The 22,414-nt window shown below is 61.9% G+C and carries 17 protein-coding genes and 1 tRNA gene; 6 read left to right on the forward strand and 12 right to left on the reverse strand.

The window, feature by feature from the left end; all coding sequences use genetic code 11:
• Positions 1–11 precede the first annotated feature (11 nt).
• Positions 12–1,259, reverse strand: coding sequence for a DNA polymerase IV (gene dinB / locus P3T20_RS14690; RefSeq protein WP_429287157.1), 1,248 nt, complete (start codon positions 1,257–1,259; stop codon positions 12–14).
• On the opposite strand from dinB, the gene P3T20_RS14695 reads away from it, so the two are divergent.
• Together P3T20_RS14695 and P3T20_RS14700 are read left to right on the forward strand one after the other, a co-directional pair.
• Positions 1,246–1,632 (forward strand): hypothetical protein, encoded by a 387-nt coding sequence (locus tag P3T20_RS14695; RefSeq protein WP_074264139.1) that lies wholly within the window; start codon positions 1,246–1,248, stop codon positions 1,630–1,632. The two genes, dinB and P3T20_RS14695, sit on opposite strands and share 14 nt — an antisense overlap.
• A gap of 138 nt (positions 1,633–1,770) precedes the next feature.
• A complete protein-coding gene (locus P3T20_RS14700; RefSeq protein ID WP_074264138.1) occupies positions 1,771–2,490 on the forward strand; it encodes an aspartate/glutamate racemase family protein in 720 nt (239 codons plus the stop codon).
• Between the two features lie 35 nt (positions 2,491–2,525).
• Here the strand turns inward: P3T20_RS14700 and P3T20_RS14705 are convergent, their stop codons facing one another.
• The 6 genes from P3T20_RS14705 to P3T20_RS14730 form a co-directional block, all read right to left on the reverse strand.
• A complete protein-coding gene (locus P3T20_RS14705) occupies positions 2,526–3,887 on the reverse strand; it encodes an AAA-associated domain-containing protein (RefSeq protein ID WP_074264137.1) in 1,362 nt (453 codons plus the stop codon).
• Positions 3,888–3,976: 89 nt separating this feature from the next.
• Positions 3,977–5,728, reverse strand: a complete 1,752-nt coding sequence (locus P3T20_RS14710) for an ABC transporter permease (RefSeq protein WP_074264136.1) — start codon at positions 5,726–5,728, stop codon at positions 3,977–3,979.
• 100 nt (positions 5,729–5,828) lie between these two features.
• On the reverse strand, positions 5,829–5,969 hold the full coding sequence (locus tag P3T20_RS14715; RefSeq protein ID WP_166660733.1) for a hypothetical protein: 141 nt from the start codon (positions 5,967–5,969) through the stop codon (positions 5,829–5,831).
• 647 nt (positions 5,970–6,616) lie between these two features.
• Positions 6,617–8,515, reverse strand: a complete 1,899-nt coding sequence (locus tag P3T20_RS14720; RefSeq protein ID WP_074264135.1) for a potassium transporter Kup — start codon at positions 8,513–8,515, stop codon at positions 6,617–6,619.
• Positions 8,516–9,065: 550 nt separating this feature from the next.
• A tRNA-Met gene (locus P3T20_RS14725) sits at positions 9,066–9,142 on the reverse strand.
• A 69-nt stretch (positions 9,143–9,211) separates the two neighbouring features.
• Entirely contained in the window at positions 9,212–9,499 is a 288-nt protein-coding gene (locus P3T20_RS14730; protein WP_074264134.1) for a hypothetical protein, read from the reverse strand.
• 282 nt (positions 9,500–9,781) lie between these two features.
• Between P3T20_RS14730 and P3T20_RS14735 the strand changes: the two genes are divergently transcribed.
• The 3 genes from P3T20_RS14735 to xth all read left to right on the forward strand — a co-directional run bounded on the left by P3T20_RS14735 (position 9,782) and on the right by xth (position 11,785).
• Positions 9,782–10,186, forward strand: coding sequence for a response regulator (locus P3T20_RS14735; protein WP_429287158.1), 405 nt, complete (start codon positions 9,782–9,784; stop codon positions 10,184–10,186).
• A 170-nt stretch (positions 10,187–10,356) separates the two neighbouring features.
• Positions 10,357–10,590 (forward strand): hypothetical protein, encoded by a 234-nt coding sequence (locus tag P3T20_RS14740; protein WP_074264133.1) that lies wholly within the window; start codon positions 10,357–10,359, stop codon positions 10,588–10,590.
• Positions 10,591–11,008: 418 nt separating this feature from the next.
• The gene (xth, locus tag P3T20_RS14745; RefSeq protein ID WP_074264132.1) at positions 11,009–11,785 is read left to right on the forward strand and encodes an exodeoxyribonuclease III; all 777 of its coding nucleotides are present in this window, start codon (positions 11,009–11,011) and stop codon (positions 11,783–11,785) included.
• 2 nt (positions 11,786–11,787) lie between these two features.
• On the opposite strand, the gene P3T20_RS14750 is transcribed toward xth, so the two are convergent.
• The 4 genes from P3T20_RS14750 to glnA all read right to left on the reverse strand — a co-directional run bounded on the left by P3T20_RS14750 (position 11,788) and on the right by glnA (position 18,359).
• The gene (locus tag P3T20_RS14750) at positions 11,788–13,953 is read right to left on the reverse strand and encodes a prolyl oligopeptidase family serine peptidase (RefSeq protein ID WP_074264131.1); all 2,166 of its coding nucleotides are present in this window, start codon (positions 13,951–13,953) and stop codon (positions 11,788–11,790) included.
• A gap of 110 nt (positions 13,954–14,063) precedes the next feature.
• Complete coding sequence (gene ntrC, locus P3T20_RS14755) at positions 14,064–15,578, reverse strand: nitrogen regulation protein NR(I) (RefSeq protein ID WP_074264130.1); 1,515 nt, start codon at positions 15,576–15,578, stop codon at positions 14,064–14,066.
• A 45-nt stretch (positions 15,579–15,623) separates the two neighbouring features.
• A complete protein-coding gene (gene glnL, locus P3T20_RS14760; RefSeq protein WP_074264129.1) occupies positions 15,624–16,766 on the reverse strand; it encodes a nitrogen regulation protein NR(II) in 1,143 nt (380 codons plus the stop codon).
• 177 nt (positions 16,767–16,943) lie between these two features.
• Complete coding sequence (gene glnA / locus P3T20_RS14765; protein ID WP_074264128.1) at positions 16,944–18,359, reverse strand: type I glutamate--ammonia ligase; 1,416 nt, start codon at positions 18,357–18,359, stop codon at positions 16,944–16,946.
• A 457-nt stretch (positions 18,360–18,816) separates the two neighbouring features.
• Here glnA and P3T20_RS14770 point away from each other — a divergent pair, with 457 nt between their 5' ends.
• The gene (locus P3T20_RS14770) at positions 18,817–19,281 is read left to right on the forward strand and encodes a rhodanese-like domain-containing protein (RefSeq protein ID WP_074264127.1); all 465 of its coding nucleotides are present in this window, start codon (positions 18,817–18,819) and stop codon (positions 19,279–19,281) included.
• A gap of 165 nt (positions 19,282–19,446) precedes the next feature.
• Here P3T20_RS14770 and P3T20_RS14775 read toward each other — a convergent pair whose 3' ends face one another.
• A complete protein-coding gene (locus P3T20_RS14775) occupies positions 19,447–22,386 on the reverse strand; it encodes a GH92 family glycosyl hydrolase (protein ID WP_074264126.1) in 2,940 nt (979 codons plus the stop codon).
• Between the last annotated feature and the right edge of the window lie 28 nt (positions 22,387–22,414).

Below are 22,414 nucleotides of genomic sequence, written 5' to 3' on the forward strand. Positions count from 1 at the left end.
CAACTGGACGACTATTCGGCAGAATCGTGCGGAGGCGCTTGCTCCGGCGCTTCGATGAGCTCATCCGCCGGCTCTTCATCGAACAGCTCAAACTGCCCGTGCTGGGCAAGATGCTCTTCCTCGAGCCGCACGCCCACACCCAGCAGCCGCACCGCCTGGTTGCGGCGCGCAAAGCCCTTTTCCAGCAATGCGAGAAAGGTCGGCAGATGGGTAACCTCGCCGACACATTCGACCGTAGTGCGCTGAAAATCGGCGAAGCGGATCTTCACGAACAGCTTGCGCACGGCCGCTGCCGCCTCGGCGCGCGCAATCCGTACGTCCAGTTGTTCGGCCAGACGCCGCAGTTCCGCCGCGCACTCTTCGAGCGTGCGCAGATCCGTGACGTAAGTCGTCTCCACGCTCACCGATTTGCGCTCCCGGTCCGAGCGCACGGGCCGATCGTCGATGCCGCGCGACAACTCGTAGAGCCGCCTGCCGAACACGCCGAACTGACGATGCAAATCGACGAGCGGCCACTCGCGCAACTGGGCGCATGTCACGAGCCCGAGCTTTTCGAGCTTCGCCGCCGTCACCTTGCCCACGCCGAAAATCTTGCGCACCGGCAATGCGGCGACGAACGCGTCAACCTCGTGCGGCCGCACCACATAAAGACCGTCGGGCTTGTTCCAGTCGGAGGCGATCTTGGCGACGAACTTGTTGGGCGCCACGCCTGCCGACACCGTCACGCCGACCGTCTCGCGGACACGCTTGCGGATCTCGTTGGCCATCAGCGTGGCGCTGCCTTTACAGCTCTCGGTGTGGGTGACGTCCAGATAAGCTTCGTCGAGCGACAGCGGTTCGACCTCGACCGCGTAATCGCGGTAGATCGCCATGATCTGGCGCGAGGCGATGCGGTATTTCTCCATGGTGGGCGGGATGAGCAGCAAATCGGGACACTTGCGCAACGCCATTGCCGACGACATGGCCGAATGCACGCCGAAGCGCCGCGCCTCGTAGTTGCAGGTGGCCACCACGCCGCGATGATCGGGCCGCCCGCCCACAGCCAGCGGCCGGCCGCGCAAGGAGGGGTCGTCGCGCATTTCGACCGATGCGTAGAAACAGTCGCAGTCGCAATGGATGATCTTGCGCAAGGGCGAGGGCGGCGGCGAGGGCGAATCCGCCGGAGGAGTGTCGAGCTGGTTCAAGATGCATATACTGTACAAAAATACAGTAGTATTATCAAGAAGCTCACGGATTGTTACGCCCATGCCCTCTTCCATCCGCAACTCGCTACTCTGGATCTTCGACGCCTTCGAGCGCGATTCGACCTTTATCACCAAGCGGATGTTCGGCCTGGACGCCGCTTATATCGACGGCCTGTTGTGTCTGGTCGCGGGCGATCGCGACCGGCCGTGGAACGGCCTGCTGGTGTGCTCCTCGCAGGACAGGCACGCCGCGCTGATGCAGGAGCTGCCCGCCTTGCAGCCACACCCGGTGCTGGGAAAGTGGCTCTATGTCGCCCAGGATGATCCGGCGTTCGAAACCACCGTCGACGAGGTGACGGCGCTCGTGCTCGCCCGCGATCCGCGGATCGGCGTCGAACCGAAGCCACGCAAGTCGCGCGGCAAAAAATCCACCCTGCCGAAGGCTTAGGATCAGTCAGGCCAGAGGCACGAATCCGCCGCCGCAACTCCCACCGTACCGGCGCCAGCGCGCCGATCCGTACCGCTTTCCAGCGCCCCGCCCGGCCTATACTCGTCGCTCACCCATACGCATCGGCAGGACAGGGATATGAAAACGATCGGCATCATCGGCGGCATGAGCTGGGAGTCATCCAGCGAGTATTACCGGCTGCTCAACCGCCACGCAAAGGCGCGGCTCGGCGGCCACCACAATGCTCGCAGCGTCTTGCTGACCGTTGACTTCGCCGAAGTGGAAGCGCTCCAGCGCGCCGGCGACTGGGCCGCGCTCGGTACGCAGATGGCCGACGCCGCGCAGCAACTCGAACACGGCGGCGCGGACCTCGTGATCCTCGCCACCAATACGATGCATCGGGTGTACGAGTCGATCGAACAGGCCATCTTGATTCCCTTCTTGCATATCGCCGACCCGACCGGCAGCGCTTTGCGCGAGGCTGGCGTCGAGCGTGTGGGGTTGCTCGGCACGCGCTATACGATGGAGCAGACGTTTTACACGGGACGCCTGAACGACCGCTACGCACTCGAAATGCTGACGCCGAACGAAGCCGATCGCGCGGAAGTGCATCGCATCATTTACGACGAGTTATGCCATGGCGTGGTCCACGAGGAATCACGGCGCGTCTATCAGCGCGTGATCGAGGACCTGGCCACCCGCGGGGCGCAGGCGGTGATTCTCGGCTGCACGGAGATCACGCTCCTGATCAAGCCGGAGCATGCCGCGTTGCCGGTGTTCGATACCACAGCGCTGCATGCGCAGGCTGCGGTCGACTGGGCGATCGAGGCGGACGCTCGGCGCGCAGCGGCACGCTGATGCCGCTGCGTTCTTCAATAACCGGATAACCGCGCTCAGGCCTCCACGTCCTCCAGACTGAACAGTTCGGTCTGGTCGTTGTACGAGAAGATCTCGCCATAGCGGCCCCAGTTGATCACCGCGTCGAGCGTCTCTTCGGCCGCGCTGTCCGTCAGGAAGTCTTCCAGTTCCTGTTCGAAACGCACACGCGGCGCACGATGCCCCGGACGTTCGTTGAGCACCGTCTTGATCCGGCTCGCAAGTGGCACGTGGCGCAGCAGATGCTCGGCGAACATCAGCTTGCGCTCCTGCGTGCCGAGTTCAGCGAACACGCGTGCAGGCGGCGTCAACAGAATGTCGCCTTCGCGGACTTCGGCGAAGCCCAGGTGCTGCAGCATTTCGGCGACCGGGAACAGATCGTCCACTTCGAGATGCAGCGAACGGGCAATTTCCGGCATGTCCGCACGGCCGTGGTAAGGCGCCATGGCCAGCATTTCGATCAGACCCGCCATCAGGTTGGTCGACACATGCGGCAACAAGCTTCCCAGCTCCAGGCCCTTCCTGGTCGACTCACCAGCCTGACGCGCGGTCATCTTTGCGTAGATCTCGTCCACGAGTTTGCGGAACGCCGGATCGAGACGGTTACGCGGATGCGCAAACGGCACTTTGATCTCGGCCACCACTTTGCCCGGGTTCGACGACAGCACCAGAATCCGGTCGCACATGAACACCGCTTCTTCGATGTTGTGCGTGACGATCAGGACTGACTTGATCGGCATACGGCCCTGGGTCCACAAGTCCAGCAAGTCGGTACGCAGCGTTTCGGCGGTCAGCACGTCGAGCGCCGAGAACGGCTCATCCATCAGCAGCAGCGTCGGGTCGACCACCAGTGCGCGGGCGAAGCCCACGCGTTGCCGCATGCCGCCCGACAGTTCGCGCGGATAGGCGTTCTCAAAACCGTCCAGACCGATCAGATCGATCGCCGCCAGCGCGCGTTCGCGGCGCTCGCGAGCACCGACGCCCTGCGCTTCCAGACCCGCTTCCACGTTCTGCAGAACCGTGAGCCAGGGGAACAGCGCAAAGGTCTGGAACACCATCGCCACGCCCTTGGCGGGACCGCTAAGCGGCTTGCCGAGATAGTTCACATCGCCGCTGGTCGGTTCGATCAGACCGGCGATGATACGCAGCAGCGTCGACTTGCCCGAGCCCGAGCGGCCCAGCATGCCGACGATCTCGCCTTCGCGCAGCGACAGGTTCACCCCGTCGAGCACCAGCAATTCGTCCTGGTTCTTGTCGAAGCCGCGGCTCACGTCGGTGACGCGCAGCACTTCTGCGCCAAGGCGTGCAGGCGTGGCCGGGATCTGAGTCTGCGGCGGCGTCGGAAACAGATCGGCCGAGACGATTTTAGGATTTAGCATGGTGGTCACTCTCACAATAAAACACCGGGTCGCCCTGCTTTTTTAAGCCCCTTCAAAGGGCCGAGGCGAAACGTCAGTTATAGGGGCGCTCAGTCGAGCCGCAGTTTGGATTCGGCATAGGCGTACATCGGACGCCACAACGTGCGGTTGAACAACGTCACGAACAGCGACATCACCGCAATGCCGAGAATGATCTTCGGGAAGTCGCCCGCCGCCGTGGTCTGCGCGATATACGAGCCCAGCCCGTGGGCCACCACCTTGGTATCGCCCCACTGCACATACTCGGCCACGATGCTCGCATTCCACGCGCCACCCGAAGCGGTAATTGCGCCCGTCACGTAGTACGGGAAAATTCCAGGCAGCATCGCCTTGCGCCACCACTGCCAGCCGCGAATGCTGAAGTTCTTCGAGACTTCGCGATAGTCGTTCGGATAGGCGCTCGCCCCTGCAATCACGTTGAACAGGATGTACCACTGGGTACCCAGCACGATCAGCGGCGACAGCCAGATATCCGGGTTCAGATGGAAGCGCACGATCACGATCACGAACACCGGGAACAGCAGATTGGCCGGGAACGCGGCGAGGAACTGCGCGAGCGGCTGGATCTTCTCGGCCAGCGCCGGACGCAGCCCGATCAGCACGCCGATCGGCACCCAGATCGCCGACGAGATCGCGATCAGCAGCGCCACGCGCAGCAGCGTGATCAGGCCGAGCACGAAGACATGGCCCACTTCATCAAGCGTGACGCCGGTCCGCACATAGGCGACGACGCGATAGACGACGTAGAGCGTCAGGAGAATCACGAGGACGCCCCAGATGATGTCGCCCAGGCGCGACGACTTCTGGCGGCGCGGCATGCTGAACTTGAGTTGCCCCAAGCTTGGCAGACGCATTGGCATACGCGCCGTATTGGCGAACAGCTTGCCCATCGGCACGAGGCCGCGGTGAATCAGACGGGTGCGGCGCACGAGGTCGAGCAGCCAGGACTCCGGCGCGTTACCCGAACTGGTCGTTTCCATGCGGAACTTGTCGGCCCACGCGACGAGCGGACGGAACAGCAACTGGTCGTACGCGATGATCACGATCGTCATGGTCAGAATGACCCAACCGATCGCATGCATGTTCTTGTCCGCGATCGCCTGCGCCAGGTAGGCGCCGATCCCCGGCAGCGTGATCGTGTTGTTGCCCACCGTGATCGCTTCGGAGGCCACCACGAAGAACCAGCCGCCCGACATCGACATCATCATGTTCCAGATGAGGCCGGGCATCGAGAACGGTACTTCGAGCTTCCAGAAGCGCTGCCAGCCGGTCAGGTGAAAGCCGCGCGAGACCTCGTCCAGATCGCGCGGTACCGAGCGCAGCGACTGGTAGAAGCTGAACGTCATGTTCCAGGCCTGGCTCGTAAAGATCGCGAAGATCGCCGCGAGTTCGGCGCCCAGCACCCGCCCCGGAAAAAGCCCGATGAAGAACGTCACCGTGAACGAAATAAAGCCGAGCACCGGCACCGACTGCAGGATGTCGAGAATCGGCACCAGCACTTTTTCGGCGCGGCGGCTCTTGGAAGCAATCGTGCCGTAGATCAGCGTGAACGCCAGCGACGCCGCCATCGCCGCCAGCATGCGCAACGTGGTGCGCAACGCGTATTCGGGCAGGCTCGACGGGTCGAGCGAGATCACCTGGGTCTTGAGCGTCGACATCGGCGCGAGCGTCTGGTGAAAGCCAATCGCCGTGAAGGCGATCACGCAGATGATCAGCGGAAAGGCGACGAAGTCCCAGCCGTTGGGCAGCAAGCGCCAGGCGGACGCATTAGCGGTGCGGTTTAGATTGAAACTGAAATTCATCTGGCGTCTCGAACAAGGACAGCACACGTCAGCACCCTCCGCAGGGGCGTCTCATCGCGAACGACGAAACGCCCCTGCAGATGGCGCAGGAGCAAAAGAATCAGGAAAACAGGGACTTCAGGCTGTGCCAGAGCACGACTAACTTATGCGGTCCGCGGGCTTGCAGCGAAAGCATGGCGTCGTAGTGGACGCGCGCTTCCTGGACATGCGGGAGTTGCGACAGGAGGAGGCCGAAATTCATGGTATTGCTCCGAGCGTTGGCTTAACGCATTCAATGGAAGCCAGCAGACCCGGAGCGCCTGCGCATCAGCGGCGCGGCCCAGAAGTTCTACTCGCTTCCTTTAGACAAAGGGAAGTCATAGCGGCATAAGGGACAACTGTCAGGGTCTGGCACGGGGTGCTCCTTCAAAAACATGCGTAGCGGGAGCCCATAAGCAGGCGCGCGCAAACGCAGCCACGAGCGGCGCTCGCGACACGGTGCCATGCAAACGCGCGACAACGCTGCGTTCGTACGGCGCTATTTGAGGTGCACGGAGAGATTTACTACGGCGCGCACCGTCTGCCTGCTGGCATGACGGCGGCTAGAGAATTACAGCGCGGGCGTCCTGCCAATCAGGCGGCAAATCCGATCGAAGATCGACTACTGCTACTGTCCAAGGCGTTTGCCCCATTTGTGATAACGGCCGAATTCTAGACATTTTGAGACCTGGAAGTCAACTTGATTCGCCAGGCAATGCCAACTCAACAGGATTGTGTTGCGCAGTGGCTTCAGAAGACGCAACACTGCTCGTCGTCTGCCTTTCAGGCGCTCAAAAACAGAAAGGATTCCGCAAGAGCGAGGGGCGCCGGTTCGAAAGACCAACCGGCCTGCCCCGCCTTCGTCCCAACCTACAGATTGATCTGTCCGCCCAGTTCGACCACACGGTTCGCCGGCAAGCTGTAGTACTCGGCCGCCTGCGCCGCATTGCGGCCGAGGAACGCAAACAGCTTCTCGCGCCACAGCGCCATTTCCTTGCTCTCGCCGGTGGCAAGCACCGTATCGCGGGCAAGGAAGAACGAGGTGTCCGCCGGCTCGTATTCCCAGTCGGGGATCGCCTTGGCGACCAGCAACAAAACCGCCGGCACGTTCGGGATCTCCATGAAGCCATGGCGCACGTTGACCGCATAGCAGCCATAACCCATGTTCTCGACGGTGATTTTCTCCTCGTCGTGCACGTGCGGAACGTTCTCGGTCATGCCGGCCATGAAGATGTTGGTCCCGTGCATGACGCGGTTGTGCTTCAGGTTGTGCATGAACGCAGAGGGTGTCATGCCGGCCACGCCCCCCGGGAAGACCGCCGTGCCTTCAACGCGCGGCGGCGGATGCGAGCCGCCGCACAGCGACTGGATCAGACCGGCGAGCGGAATATTGTCGGTCTTCATGCGCTCGACCACCAGCTCGCGGCCGCGGTGCCAGGTGGTCATCACCGTGAACAGCACGCCACCCGCCAGCAGCGGGAACCAGCCGCCTTCAGCGACCTTGCTGACGTTACTCGAGACGAACACCGCATCGACCAGCGCCAGCGGTCCGATCACCACGAAGGTGGCGAGCGGACTCCACTTCCACAGGGAGTGGGTGATGAAATACATCAGCAGCGTAGTCAGCAGCATGGTCGAGGCAACGGCAATCCCGTACGCCGCAGCCAGGTTGTCCGAAGATTTGAAGAACACCACGAGGAACACCACCGCGGCGTACAGCGACACGTTGATGAACGGCACGTAGACCTGCCCGACTTCGTGCGTCGACGTATGGACGACGGGGATGCGCGGCAGGAAGCCGAGCTGAACCGCCTGCTTGGTCATCGAGAACGCGCCGGAAATCACCGCCTGGGAGGCGATGATGGTGGCGAACGTGGCCAGCACAACCAGCGGCACGAGCGCCCAGCCGGGCGCGGACTCGAAGAACGGCTGCTCGATGGTCGAGGGCCGCGCCAGTACCAGTGCACCCTGACCGAAGTAGTTGAGAATCAGGCTAGGCAGCACCAGCAACAGCCAGGCAAGGCGAATCGGCTTCTTGCCGAAGTGCCCCATGTCGGCATAGAGCGCCTCGCCCCCCGTCAGCGCAAGGAACACCGAACCCAGCACCACGAATGCCGTGCCGGGCGCGCGCGTCACGAACGTCACGGCGTACAGCGGCGAAACCGCCTTGATAATGCCCGGGCCGGTCACGATGTGCAGCAGCCCCAACGCGGCCAGCGTGACAAACCAGACGATCATGATTGGGCCGAACACCTTGCCGACCGTCCCCGTGCCGCGCTTTTGCAGCTTGAAGAGACCTGTCAGGATGACCAGTGAGATCGGCACGATCCACGCGGTCAGTTTGGGGTCGACCAGCGTGACGCCTTCCACCGCCGAGATCACCGAAATGGCCGGCGTGATCATCGAGTCGCCATAGAACATCGCGGCACCGAATACGCCGAGCGTCAGCAGCACCTGGGACAGCCGCGCCGGCGCGACACGCGAGGCCAACGCGGTCAGGGCGAGAATGCCGCCTTCGCCGTCGTTGTCGGCGCGCATCACGAAGCTCACGTACTTGAGCGTGACCACCATGATGATCGACCAGAGAATCAGCGAGACGATGCCGAACACATTCGTCTGGTTGATGCCGCCCGCAGCCTTCAGACATTCGCGCAATGTGTACAGCGGGCTTGTGCCGATGTCGCCGAACACGACGCCGATGGCGCCAAGCACGAGACTGGGCGCGGCGGCGGCTGTATGGGACGAGGGACTGGTGACAGATGAGGACATAGGGTGTCGTAAGTTAATTGAAATTAACGGCATGCCTGACCATATTGGCGACTGACGCAAATACGGCCCTCGCACCAGCGGAATATCTAGCTTCTAGCAGGTTCTTGATACAACGCGATGAAAATATTATGCGGCGATGATGGGATTGTGGGGAAACGGGTTCGAAAACCGCCCTACCGGAGCTTCCAGATGCCCCATATGGCAATTGCAAGAGCCAGCCCGAAACCACCGCCCAACAGGATATATGTCGCCATTTCAACTTCCTCGAAACCAGGGTTGCCTCGGGACCGTACACCCTGGCCGGACGCACAACCCGCAAGCGGCGAATAGTACCTTTGGTTCCTTTCAGAACCCATGACGGATTCGCCCCGGTCAGTTGGGCATGCGGGCAGCCCCTTGTCCGTTGTGAACCCGCGCGCCGAGCAAATAAAAAGTCCTAAGGATTCCGTAATGGTCTCAATCGCTGATCGAACATAACATCCAGCAGCTACCGCCGCCATCCAATGAAAAAAGCCCGCGTGGCTTACGCCAGCGGGCTTTCCATGATGCTTGGTTGCGGGGGTAGGATTTGAACCTACGACCTTCGGGTTATGAGCCCGACGAGCTGCCAGACTGCTCCACCCCGCGTCAGAGGAAACGGATTGTATAGAGATGTCGGCATATCGTCAAACAATCGGGTGGATTATTTTCTTGACGTCAAAGATCGGCGACTGACGCCCCTTCCACTTTGCCGTCAATGATGTCTGCGCCGTACTGGCTCGCGCTGCGCTTGGCGATGCCGAAATCGGAGAACGTGGCAGGCCGCACGAGACGAAACACGCGGCTCGCCTTCGAACCGCTGATTGCCCCTGGCCGACACACGCGCACCGCAACGTCGTAGCCCTCGGCGTGCCGCTTGTGGCCGTCGAACTTGTCGAACTCCCGCGAGAAAACCAGCGGGTGCACTTCGAAGTCCTTATAGAGCGCTGGGTACAGTTCAGCCATGGCAATTCCCCGGTTCATGAATATCGTCTCACTATACGCCCCGCCAGGGAGCGCCCCGGTATTTATTTTCCTGTCCGACCCCGCGGCGGCTTGACGCTGGCAGCGCGTCAGCGGGCTGCCATGCTCTTGCGGCACAATCCACTCACGGCGCGCGCGACCGGCCACGCAACAACGCATACAACCGGCACGCAACAGCGAGGAACGCGCGTTGCTCTGCCGAATTGATCTGGAGGAGGACACATGGACCCATTTGCACCGGCGCCGAAAGTCACGGTGTGGCGTATGCCGCGCCCCGCGTCTTTGCAGAACCATCTATTGATGATCGCCGACGACGACCAGCTCGCGTGCCAGTCCGCGGCGCAGGTTCTCCGGCTTGCCGGTTTCGAGGTATTGACGGCCTATAGCGGACAGGAAGCGCTGCGCCTGGCGCGGGCGGCCCAGCCGGCGGTGGCGATCCTCGACCTGTCGATGCGTATCGGCAATGGCTGGGACACCGCCACCACGTTGCGCGACGAGGCACAGGAGATGTTGCTGATCGCCCATACCGGATTCTCGACCCATTCCGAATGGCAGCGGGCCGAAAGCTGCGGCTTCGATGCGTACTTCGTGAAACCTTGCGACCACGATCGGCTGATCGGGTTAATCAGGGAGTTCCTCGGCTCGTGCCCGCGCGCCAATTCAGATTGAACGGCAACGCCTGATGTAGCGCTTCGTGCGCGGCGGTAGCGTAAGGTTTTCAATCGCACGTTCGTTGGCAGGCGCCACGAAAAATTCACGGGGTCAGGCTCGACGCTTGCTCGTCACGTCGGACAAAAGATGGCGACGATCCGATCAACTTTCGCTGTGGAGCAACACCTATGGAATGCGCGTACAAGTCATGCACGATCCACGTCTCAGCCGGCATTGAAAACGGCGAGATTGTCGGCAACGCGCGCATCGAGTTACCGCCCGGGCTCGAAGCCGGCGTCCCCGAAACACATGACATGATCTTCGCCCAGGGTTTCGTCGACGAGCACGAGGCCATCGAATTCGCCAGCGCGTGCGCTAAGGCGTGGGTGGACGAACACTGCGAAGAGCCGCCGGACAGCTAAAAAAAAAGCCGCGACCAGGTCGCGGCACAAACACACGTCGCGCGAAGATTGCTGCGCTTGATGCATCCTACCCAGGTCATCGCTGGGCGCAATCGGGTGTCTGGTCTGAGGGTTTGGCGACAGGCGCGAACCCCAGTCCTGGCGAGGGTTGCGGCCTCGTCAAGCGTGGCAGATCGATGTTGTGAAACTGCAACGGCGACGCGGTTCCGGCGGGCCGGAAAAAATGCCCGGCGGAAGAGAACGTCCCACGTTCCGTTTCGATCAATTGATTAGGATAACGACAGTATCAGCGAAGAGGCTGACTCAACGCTGCGACTGGGATTTTCCGATTGCGAATGAGACGGTTATCATCTCGGTCAACAGTACCGAAATGGCCCCAGTTGCCGCCCCACTCCTCTTTCGAGCATCGACATCGCCAATGAAAATCGCCACCTGGAACGTCAATTCACTGAAAGTCCGCCAGCAGCACGTGATGGACTGGCTCGAAACGAGTCAGGTCGACGTGCTCTGTCTGCAGGAACTCAAGCTGACCGACGACAAGTTCCCGCGCGCCGAATTCGAGGCAAAAGGCTACCGAAGCTGGTTCGCCGGCCAGAAGACTTATAACGGCGTGGGCATCCTCGTGCGCGACGGTTTGAACGTCGATGAAAGCACGATCGTGCGCAATATCCCGGGCCATGAGGACCCGCAGCAACGCGTGATCACCGCGACGATCGAAGGCGTGCGGATCATCTCCGCCTACTTCCCGAACGGGCAGGCGCCGGGCAGCGAGAAGTTCGCCTACAAGCTGGGCTGGCTCGCGGCGCTGCACGACTGGCTCATTGGCGAACTCGCGCAGCATCCGAAGCTCGCGCTGCTCGGCGACTACAACATCGCCCCGGAAGATCGCGACGTCCACGACCCGAAGGCCTGGGAAGGACAGAACCTCGTCTCGCCGGAAGAGCGCGCCGAATTCGTGCGCCTGATCGGACTGGGACTCGTCGATGCGTTCCGCCAGTTCGATCATCCGGAGAAAATCTTCTCGTGGTGGGACTACCGCATGATGGCGTTTCGCCGCAATGCGGGGCTGCGCATCGATCACATCCTGCTGTCACAGCCGCTTGCTGAAGTCTGCACGTCCTGCGATATCGACAAGGTACCGCGCAAGTGGGAACAACCGTCGGACCACGCACCCGTGGTTGCGCAGATTAACTGAGTCTAGGCGGCCTCTGTGCCGCCCAGACAGGTCCACAGGAAGTCATACTCCATCGCATCGTGGACGGCCTGCTCCAGTTCATCCGAGCCGCCGCCATGCCCGCCGTCCGTATCCTCCCGATACCACACGCGCTCTGCCCCCAGCGCCTGCATGCGTGCCACCATCTTGCGCGCGTGTCCCGGATGGACCCGATCGTCGCTCGTCGAGGTCGTGAACAGCACCGGCGGATACTGCACCCCGGCGCTCACGTGGTGATACGGCGAGTAGGCTGCGAGCACGCGGGCCTCGTCCGGCTCGTCGGGATCGCCATACTCGTCGATCCATGATGCGCCAGCATGCAGCAGGTGATAGCGGCTCATATCGAGCAGCGGCACTTCGCACACCACCGCACCGAAAAGATCGGGGCGCTGCACCATGCACGCCGCCACCAGCAAGCCGCCGTTGCTGCCGCCCCTGATGCCCAGTTGCGCGGCCGTGGTCACGCCATCGGCGATGAGCGCCTCGCCAACCGCGATGAAATCGTCGAAGGAGCGCTGCCGGTTTTCCGCTTGTGCCGCGCGATGCCATTCGGTGCCGAACTCGCCACCGCCGCGAATATGTGCGACTACAAACACGCCGCCCTGTGCGAGCCAGCCAATCCCAGGTCCGGTCAGATAGCTCGGCGTGAGCGGAATGGCGAAGCCTCCGTAGCCAGTCAACAGACACGGACGAGCCTGTGCTGAGCCGCCCGCATGCGATGCCGTTTCGAGCAGCGCGCGCGGACCGATCACCGTGTACGGCACACGTGTGCCGTCGGCGGATTGCGCGTGGCCTCGCTTGACCGTATAAGGCGTCGCGTCGAACTGGGTCGGCCACCGGTCGAGCAATTCCCATTCGGCGAGATCGTCGCGCGCCAGATCGGCAAGCCAGTATTCGGACGGCAGCAGGTAATCGTCGACATCGACATACACCTCGTCATTGAGCGTCGGTTCGATGGGCGACACGTCCACCTGCGAGCTCGCGCGCGCCGGAAACGCGCGCGAGTGCCACTCCCATGCACCGTCCTCGCTCTGCTGCGGTTGCCAGAGAACTGTCTTGCTCTGCACGTCATCCAGATACGAGACGATCAGATGATGTCGCGTGTGAGTCCAGTCGCACGCCGAGGTCTGTGTGTTCGGCGTAAAGAGCGGCACGAAGCGACGTTCGCCCGCCAGAAATTCGCGCTCGCGAATCGCCAGCAGCGCGCCGCCCGGATAGTGTGCGTCCTCCAGGGACCAGTCGAGGCGCGGCTCGAACAGCAACCAGCCTTCCCACGCGCCCACGCCCACATGCGTGGGGACGTCGTAGCGCTGCCACGCGCCGGCGGCATCGAGGTAGAAGGTTTCGGAATCGAAAAAGTCGACGCTGCGGGACGCCGTATGCCGCCGATCGATCGGATCGTAGTCCGCGTCGACACTGATGTCGTCGAACTCGCCGCGAAACACCACCGGTGCCTTGGCGAGCGAAGTGCCGCGCGACCAGCGCCGCACTTCGCGCGGATAGCCCGAGCGCGTCAACGACTTGCCGCCTTTGTCCCAGCGCAGGTACACGTGGTCGCGGTCGATCCACGAAACCGTGTGCTTGCCGGCCTTGGCAACGACAAAGCCATCGCTCAGAAAACGCTGCGCGTCGATATCGAATTCCCGCACCACCACGGCGTCCGAACCGCCCGGCGACAGCGTCACGAGCGCACGGTCACCATCGGGATAGAGAATGTCCAGTTCGACGCACACCCACGGCGTGCCTTCGGCCGCCCCAAGTGCATCGAAATCGAGCAGGTTTTGCCACGCCGGCGTACCCGCCCGCCAGTTCGCCCATGAGGTGCGCCGCCAGATGCCCTTGGGGTTGTGTTCGTCCTGCCAGAGGTCGTAGGCCCAGTCTTGCCAGCGATCCGGGATCACCGGCCGCTCGCGCGGCAAATAAGCCTCGGCCAGTTGCTGTCTGAGGGTCTCGAAGCGCGCGCTGCTGCACCATGCGGCACGCGTGCGGGCATTCTGCTGCTCGACCCAGGCCAGCACGGCAGTATCGTCGAGCGATTCGAGCGACAGGAAAGGATCGGGAGACTGAGGCCAGTGAACGGAAACCGGGGATGCAGCGGATGCCGGGGACGTTGGGGAACCCTGAGAAGTCGAAGCGAAAGCAGCAGGCATGGTAGACCGTCGTAACTGAACAACGACGATTATGCCTTGTGACGCGCTACACGCTATATGCCGAAAGGACGACGCCAACCGGCGCCATCCCTTCTCCAGTCAAACTCATCTCAAGGTTCGAGGTTGAGTTCCTGAATCTTGCGCGTAATGGTATTGCGACCAATGCCCAGCCGCTCGGCGGCTTCGACCTTGCGGCCACGGGTGAAATCGAGCGCTTCGCGGATCACTGCGGCCTCAAAGCGTCGTGCAAGCTCATCCATCACATCGGGCGCGTTCTCACGCAGCATCCGGGCGACTTCCGTGCGCAACCCGCTCTCCCACGCACTGACAGCGACCGCCACCGGCATCCCGGGCATCGAGGCTACATGCGACGGCAGCGCTGCGCCGTTCGCGGCCGTCTGCCCCGCGATGCCACTCGCCGGATCGCCGCCCAGCACGCCACCTGCTGCGATCTCCGAAGCGCCCGCCTGAGCCGGCACCAGATCCGGCGGCAAATCCTTGATCTCGATAGTCTGCGCCGGCGCCATCACGGTCAGCCAGTTGGCAAGATTCTCGAGTTGCCGCACATTGCCCTGGAAGGGCAGCGACGCAAGATACGTCAGCGCCTCCTCGGATACCCGCTTCGGCTCGACCCCGAGGTCGCGCGCGCTTTTCTGCAAGAAATGGCGCGTGAGGAGCGGAATGTCTTCGCTGCGCTCGCGCAACGCCGGCAGACGCAAGCGGATCACATTGAGCCGGTGATACAAGTCTTCGCGGAACAGACCCTGACGCACCCGCGATTCGAGATTCTGGTGCGTAGCCGCAATCACGCGCACATTCGCGCGCAATGGGCTGTGCCCCCCAACGCGATAGAACTGGCCATCGGACAGCACCCGCAGCAAACGTGTCTGCAGATCAAACGGCATGTCGCCGATTTCGTCGAGAAACAGCGTGCCATTCTCAGCCTGCTCGAAGCGTCCCTGACGCATCGCCTGCGCGCCGGTAAAGGCGCCGCGCTCATGGCCGAATAGTTCGGACTCCAGCAGATCCTTCGGAATCGCCGCCGTGTTCAATGCGATGAACGGACCGTTCGCGCGTGGGCTATGTCGGTGCAAGGCGCGCGCGACCAGTTCCTTACCGGTGCCTGATTCGCCGGTAATGAGCACGGTTGCCGCAGAATGGGACAGGCGGCCGATGGCACGAAACATATCCTGCATCGCCGGCGCCTGGCCGAGCATTTCCGGTGCATCGGCAACGCGTTCATCCCACGTCTGTTCGCCGCGCACGCTTTCGTCGACGGCGCGGCGAATCAGCTCGACCGCCTTGTCGACGTCGAACGGTTTGGCGAGGTATTCGAAGGCACCGCCCTGAAACGCGGCCACGGCGCTGTCGAGATCCGAGAACGCGGTCATGATGATGACGGGCAAGCCCGGCACCTTTTCGCGCACCGTCTGCAGCAATTCAAGGCCCGAACCGCCGGGCATGCGGATGTCGGAGACCAGCACTTGCGGGCTGTCGTGATCGAGCGCGGCTGCTGCGTCGCGCACGTTAGCAAAGCTGCGCGTCGCGAAGTTCTCGCGAGCGAGGGCCTTCTCGAGTACCCATCGTATCGATTGATCGTCGTCTACTATCCAGATCGGCTTCATATAGTCGGTCAGAAGTCTTTAGGTGCGCTTGTGACGCATGAGGTATTAGCAGTCGAGCGGCAGCAGAATCTGAAACTCGGTGTGGCCCGGACGGCTGTCCACTTCGATCAGTCCATCGTGCTGCTGCACGAAAGTCTGCGCGAGCGTGAGACCCAGACCGCTTCCATCGTCGCGCCCCGAAACGAGCGGATAAAAAATGCGGTCGCGGATGTCTTCTGGAATGCCTGGTCCGTTGTCGATGATATGCAAGTCCAATGCCAGCTTACATAGACGTTTCGCAATGGTGATCTTGCGTGCCACGCGCGTGCGCAATTCGATGCGCGCGTCGCCTTGCGAAATCCGTTCGCGCAACGCTTCAGCCGCGTTGCGCACGATGTTGAGCACAGCCTGGATCAGTTGTTCCTTGTCGCCGCGCAGATCGGGCACGCTCACGTCATAATCGCGCTCGATGGTGAGACCGCGCGGAAACTCCGCGAGAATCACCGCGCGCACGCGTTCGCATACTTCGTGAATATTCACGTCGCCTACGATGTGCGGATGACGGTGCGGCTCCAGCAGCCGATCGACCAGCGTTTGCAGCCGGTCCGATTCCTTGATGATGACCTGGGTGTACTCGCGCAACTCGTCGCGCTCGCGCACACCCAGTTCGAACTCGAGCAATTGCGCCGCACCGCGAATGCCGCCCAGCGGATTCTTGATCTCATGCGCGAGATTGCGGATCAGTTGCTTGTTGACCGCGGTCAGATCGTTGATACGCTCTTCGCGGTCGGTGCGCAGGTGGCGTTCGTTTTCGAACAGCTCGAGCAAGACAAAATCCGGCGCGCCGTCCAGGTAACCCACAATCGCATGCACATGCAGCGGCTCGTGGCCTTGACGCTCGAGCACCGCGTCGAGGTGCGTCGCGTGGAAACGGTGTTCCGCAATCGAAGCGACCGTGGCGATCAACTCGTCCGAGTTCGCGAAGATGTCCGGCCACGCCATCTGCGTCAATTGGCGGCGCGACAAATCGAGCATCGCTTCAGCGGATGGATTTGCATACGCAACCCGCAGCGTGCGTTTGTCGAGCACGAGCACGACCGTCGGCAACGCCTCAAACCCCGTCAGCAGCCCCGAATCCGCCAGTTGCGCGTTTTCGGACAACGGCTCGGCATGCCCTTTTCTAGCTTTGATCAGATTCTTCAGAACCATCTTGCAGTCTGGCCGATGAGAGATGGTGGTACAGCAAACCGCCCGCGCTTCGCAAACGTTTCCTGGTGCCTACAAAAAAAGGGACGGCGCCGCCGTCCCTTTGTGACCCGCATTCGATCAGTCACGAGCGTCGGGCGCGCGCTTCGCCACACACATGAGGCGAAGCGCCATCGCCACTTACAGCGAGTAGTACAGTTCGAACTCGACCGGGTGCGTGGTCATACGCACACGTTGCAGTTCGCCTTCCTTCAGTTCCAGGTAAGCGTCGATCATCGCGTCTGTGAACACGCCACCGCGCGTCAGGAACTCGCGATCGGCGTGCAGCGCTTCCAGCGCCTGATCGAGGCCGGCACACACGGTCGGGATCTTTGCATCCTCTTCCGGCGGCAGGTCGTACAGGTTCTTGTCGGCGGCTTCGCCCGGATGGATCTTGTTCTGCACGCCGTCCAGACCTGCCATCATCAGTGCCGAGAAGCACAGGTACGGGTTGGCCAGCGGATCCGGGAAGCGCGTTTCGATACGGCGTCCTTTCGGGTTCGACACGTGCGGAATACGGATCGAAGCCGAGCGGTTACGCGCCGAGTAAGCGAGCTTGACCGGTGCTTCGAAGTGCGGCACAAGACGCTTGTACGAGTTCGTGCCCGGGTTCGTGATGGCGTTCAGCGCGCGAGCGTGCTTGATGATGCCGCCGATGTAGAACAGTGCGAATTCCGACAGGCCAGCGTAACCGTTGCCTGCGAACAGGTTCTGACCGTCCTTCCAGATCGACTGGTGAACGTGCATACCCGAACCGTTGTCGCCGACTACCGGCTTCGGCATGAAGGTGGCCGTTTTGCCGTACGTGTGCGCGACGTTGTGGACGACATACTTCAGTTGCTGCGTCCAGTCAGCGCGCTGCACCAGCGTCGAGAACTTGGTGCCGATTTCGTTCTGGCCCATGCCGCCGACTTCGTGGTGGTGCACTTCGACCGGAATGCCGATCTGTTCGAGCAGCAGACACATTTCCGAGCGGATGTCCTGGAACGAATCGACCGGCGCAACCGGGAAATAGCCACCCTTCGTGCCCGGGCGGTGACCCGTGTTGCCGCCTTCGAATTCCTTGCCCGACGACCACGGTGCTTCTTCCGAACCGATCTTCACGAAGCAGCCCGACATGTCCGTGTTCCACTGGACCGAGTCGAAAATGAAGAATTCAGGTTCCGGACCGAAGTAAGCCGTGTCGCCCAGACCCGAGCTCTTCAGATAGGCTTCAGCGCGCTTTGCCAGCGAGCGCGGATCGCGTTCGTAGCCCTTGCCGTCAGCCGGTTCGACGACGTCGCAAGTCAGCACGAGGGTCGACTCTTCGTAGAACGGGTCGATGAAGGCCGTATCGGCATCCGGCACGAGCAGCATGTCCGACGCTTCGATACCCTTCCATCCGGCAATCGACGAACCGTCAAACGCATGGCCGCTCTCGAACTTGTCCTCGCTGAATGCCGACACCGGCACCGATACGTGCTGTTCTTTGCCGCGTGTGTCGGTAAAACGGAAGTCGACAAACTTGACGTCCTCGTCCTTGACGAGCTGAATGACGTCGGCCACGGATTTACTCATAACCTATCTCCTGATTAACGAATTCGGCGGATTTAGCCGCCGCCCAAATCTAGCTGACCCGTCCCGGCACGTCTACCTCGGATTGATCTCACGCGAAATCAGACGCCGAAAGCCGGTGATCGAATCGATCGGCCACCAATTAAGCAGCTTCTGTGCCATATATGCGCCAAGCCGGCGCAGAGGCCATCTTCACGCGCATTCGCGGGGAATCGTCGCACCCCGGAGAGGGTGAACGAGCCCCGAATCTTTAAACCTTCGCACCATCATGGGGCAATCCCGAAATGCCCTCAAGGCAGAATCCCCGTCTTGGGGCGTTCGCCGTATTTTGCACCACTTTGGAGCAATACATCTTCGACTGCGCGTTGCTCTGCAGCGAGGCCGCGCAGCAAGTACGATGAATCCGCCGAGCCGACCGCCGCGCTAGAATGGTCATTTGGTCCGAAGGAGACTTGCTGTCATGAGTACGCTCGAACAGTTGTATGCCCAGGCCGAAAAACGCCGCCTCGACAACCAGTTGCCCTACGCGGGCGCGCTGTCGCCCGCCGAGGCCTTCGAGCTTCTTCAACTCGATCCGCGCACCCGGCTCGTCGACGTGCGTACGCGCGCAGAACTGGACTGGGTCGGCCGGCCGGTGATCGGCGACGGCCAGTACGCACATGTCGAATGGACCCGTTATCCGGGCGCCGTGCCGAATCAGGAATTCCTCGAGCAACTGGGTCAGGTGGCCGCGAACGATACGCCGGTGTTGCTCCTGTGCCGTAGCGCCGCCCGTTCGAAGCTCGCTGCGATCGCCGCGACTCAGGCCGGTTTCACCAAGGCGTTCGATCTGCTGGAAGGCTTCGAAGGCGACAAGGACGGCCAGGGGCATCGGAAGACAGTCTCGGGATGGTGTTTTCGCGGCTTGCCGTGGATTGGCGCTTAAGGCGCACGTCCTGAAACAGAACGCGCCGGCGACGCATTGAGTGCATCGTCGGCGCGGGGTGTGACACTGCGATGTCGTGACAGCAGCCCTGCCCGGGTGGCGAATCAGGGCCGCTCGATCATTGGGCGCCGCCGGAGCAGCGTCCAATGATCTCAAAGCGCAAGTTCAGGGCGCGGCGGCAATACCGAAGACGTGCAACTTGCCCTCGCTCACCTGCCTCGGCAAGGTGACGCTCGCCACCTGCTTGCCCGGTGTCAGCGGCACCGTCTGCGCAAACAGATAGGTCTTGACAGCGTTGTTGGTGCCGTCGCCTGCATTGCGGTACGTCGTCGTCAACGCAATGGGGTCCACCGGTGCCGCGCCACCGCCATTGAGCGTCCAGTCGTCGAAGGCGAGCGTGAACGGCGTGGTCGTGCCGTCGGTGTAGGTCACGAGTGCGGCACCCGAGCCCGGTCCGTTGTTGGCCGATCCCAGCAGAACCAGCGTACGGCCTCGCGTGCCAGACGGCATGGCGATGGTCTGCCCAACCGCCACGGCGTTATCCAGCGGGCCGCCGGACAGGATGAAACTCGCGCCATCGAAGACAAACGGTTTGCCGGGCGCCGCGCCCGCCGTCGTCAACGCCTGCGACGAGTAGCTGTAGAGCGAGCCGTCGAAGTCCGCGCCGAGGCCATCCGTATCAGTGCTGCCGTCCGTGCTGATGCCGTGGTTGTTGAAAGCATCCGCCACGTTACGCGCGACCGGCACGCCATAAGACGGAGGCGTGTCGGCAGGGTCCGTGCCCCACTGCGAAGGCGACGAACCCATTGCGAAGTTCAGCGTCGCGCCGTTGGCCAGCGCGTCGACGTCGAGCCACGGACTCTTGTGGGCAGCGCCATTGACCGTCAGGCTTTGCACGTACTTCGCATCGGGTGCGCCAGGTGCATTGATGCGCAGCGTCTTGCCGTTGCCGAGGTGAACGGTAATCGACGAGAACTGCGGGCTGCCGATCGCAAAGCCGCCGACACCTGGAATCTCCGGATAGAGACCCAGTGCACCCCACACGTACCATCCCGACACGGCGCCCAGATCGTCATTGCCCGGCAAGCCGTTCGGGGCGGTGCTGAAAGCGCTCGCCATGATCTGCTGGACGACATTCTGTGTGCCCGACGGCGAACCCGCCCAGTTATACAGCCAGGGCACCTCGAAGGTCGGTTCGTTGCCCATATAGAAATTGGGCAGGCTCGTCCCCGCGTTCAAGACCGTGAAGAATGTGTTCAGCCGCGATACCACCGTCGCGTTTCCGCCCAGTTCGGCAAACAGTCCAGTCGGGTTGAACGGCACCATCCACGTGTACTGCTCCGCGTTGCCTTCCACGTAGTTGTCGGTGCTGCTCGGCGTCTCCGGAATCCAGCTGCCGTCCGAATTGCGTCCGGAATTCAGCGGCGGCGTCAATGACGTGTTGAGCACGTTCTGCCAGTAGGCCGAACGGCTGCGCAACATCTTCTGGACGTTGGTATTGCCCAGTTCGCCGGCGAACTGCGAAATGGCGAAATCGCTGCTGCCGTACTCCAGCGTCGACGATGCCTGCCCCCATTCGCCGCTTGTGATATAGCCGAACTGCAGATAACTGGCACGGCCGCCATTCGTCGTCACACCGTTGCACGCGGTGCCTGGGATGTTGGCCATCTGGATCATATGGCTCAGGGCGGACGAGGTATCGAACGAGCGCGCGCCGAAGGCGTACGCGCCCGCCACGATTATCGAACCGGCATCGCCCGGCATCACGCCGTCTTCGACGTTGTCGTTGACCCAGTGCGGGATCGCGCCGCACTGGTCGGCATCGTTGACGAGCGACTGCGCCATGTCGCTGGTCTCCTGCGGAAACAGCGTGGCTTTAAGCGGAATCAGCGAGCGGTAGATGTCCCAGCCCGAAAATGCGGTGTACTGCGCGGCATGGCCGGCGCTGACCGTGTGGACTTTCTGGTCGAAGCCGATGTATTGACCATTAATATCGCTGAATACGCTCGGCGCCCATGACGCGTGGTAGAACGCCGTATAAAACTTGGTCAGCGCGGTGGTATCGCGGCTACTCACCTGAATGGTATTGAGGCGCTGATTCCATATTGCATCGGCCACTGCCTTCACACCGTCAAAATCCCAGAGCGGATTTTCCTTCTCAAGATTGTTTCGGGCATTGGCGACGCTGACGTATGAAATACCGATTTTCATCAGAACAGTCCCGCCTTTACCGAAATTCATTGTAGCGACGCCATTGGTAAAGGAAGATGTGGTTGCAAAGGGGCGATTAAACTCCGCATAAAAGTACACCGGAACATTCGTTGCATTGCCGCAAAAATGGCCGCCGGTGGTGCTGCCGGAAATCGTCCTGGCGTCCACCTGGGTGACGGAGCCGGCCACGCTCGTTTCCGTATTCGTGTAGGTCGTGTTGAGCACGAGCGTCGACGGCTGCTGATCGGGATAGGTGAAGCGGCCGAAGCCCGTGCGCAGCGTCGCCGTCAACTCGACCTTGACCTGGTTGTCGAGCAGCACGGAATAAGCGCCTGCCACCGACTTCTCGTTGGCATGGCTAAAGGTCTGCGCGAGCGGTTTGGTGGCATCGAGCGTCGGCATGACTGGGAATTCGCCGTCGTTGCCGGAGCAACCCGCGCCGCTCATATGCGTGAGGCTGAAACTCTGGATCGAACCGATGTCGTAGTAGTAACCGGCCGGAGAGCCGGGCTCCGCGCTGTTCGACGGAGCGGAAGTGGTGTTCGTGTCAGGAGCCCATTGCACCATGCCGTTCGGCAGGCCCGCTGCGGGCACCACGCTGCCGGCCTGGCCTGCGGGCACCGGATTCGGAGAGTTACTGGCCAACGTGCCGATGAGCGGATTGACGTACTGGGTCAACCGCAGGGTGCTGTGATCGGCTACGGGTGTTTGCGCGGCATCGTTTGCAGCGGTTGGACTTGAATTGCTGGAACCGGCGTTTGCGTCAATCTGGGACGTCCCATGAAGCTGGTCCGCCGCCACGCCAGCAGACTGACTGCCCGGACTATCTCCTCCACAACCCGTCAAAGAACCAATGATGATCAAAGCGGCCGTTAGACGGCGTAAATCTATCATGGCTATCTCCTGAGTATTGTTGAGTATT

This window comes from Paraburkholderia sp. GAS206C (assembly GCF_050435645.1).
GTDB classification, from domain to species: domain Bacteria; phylum Pseudomonadota; class Gammaproteobacteria; order Burkholderiales; family Burkholderiaceae; genus Paraburkholderia; species Paraburkholderia phenazinium_B.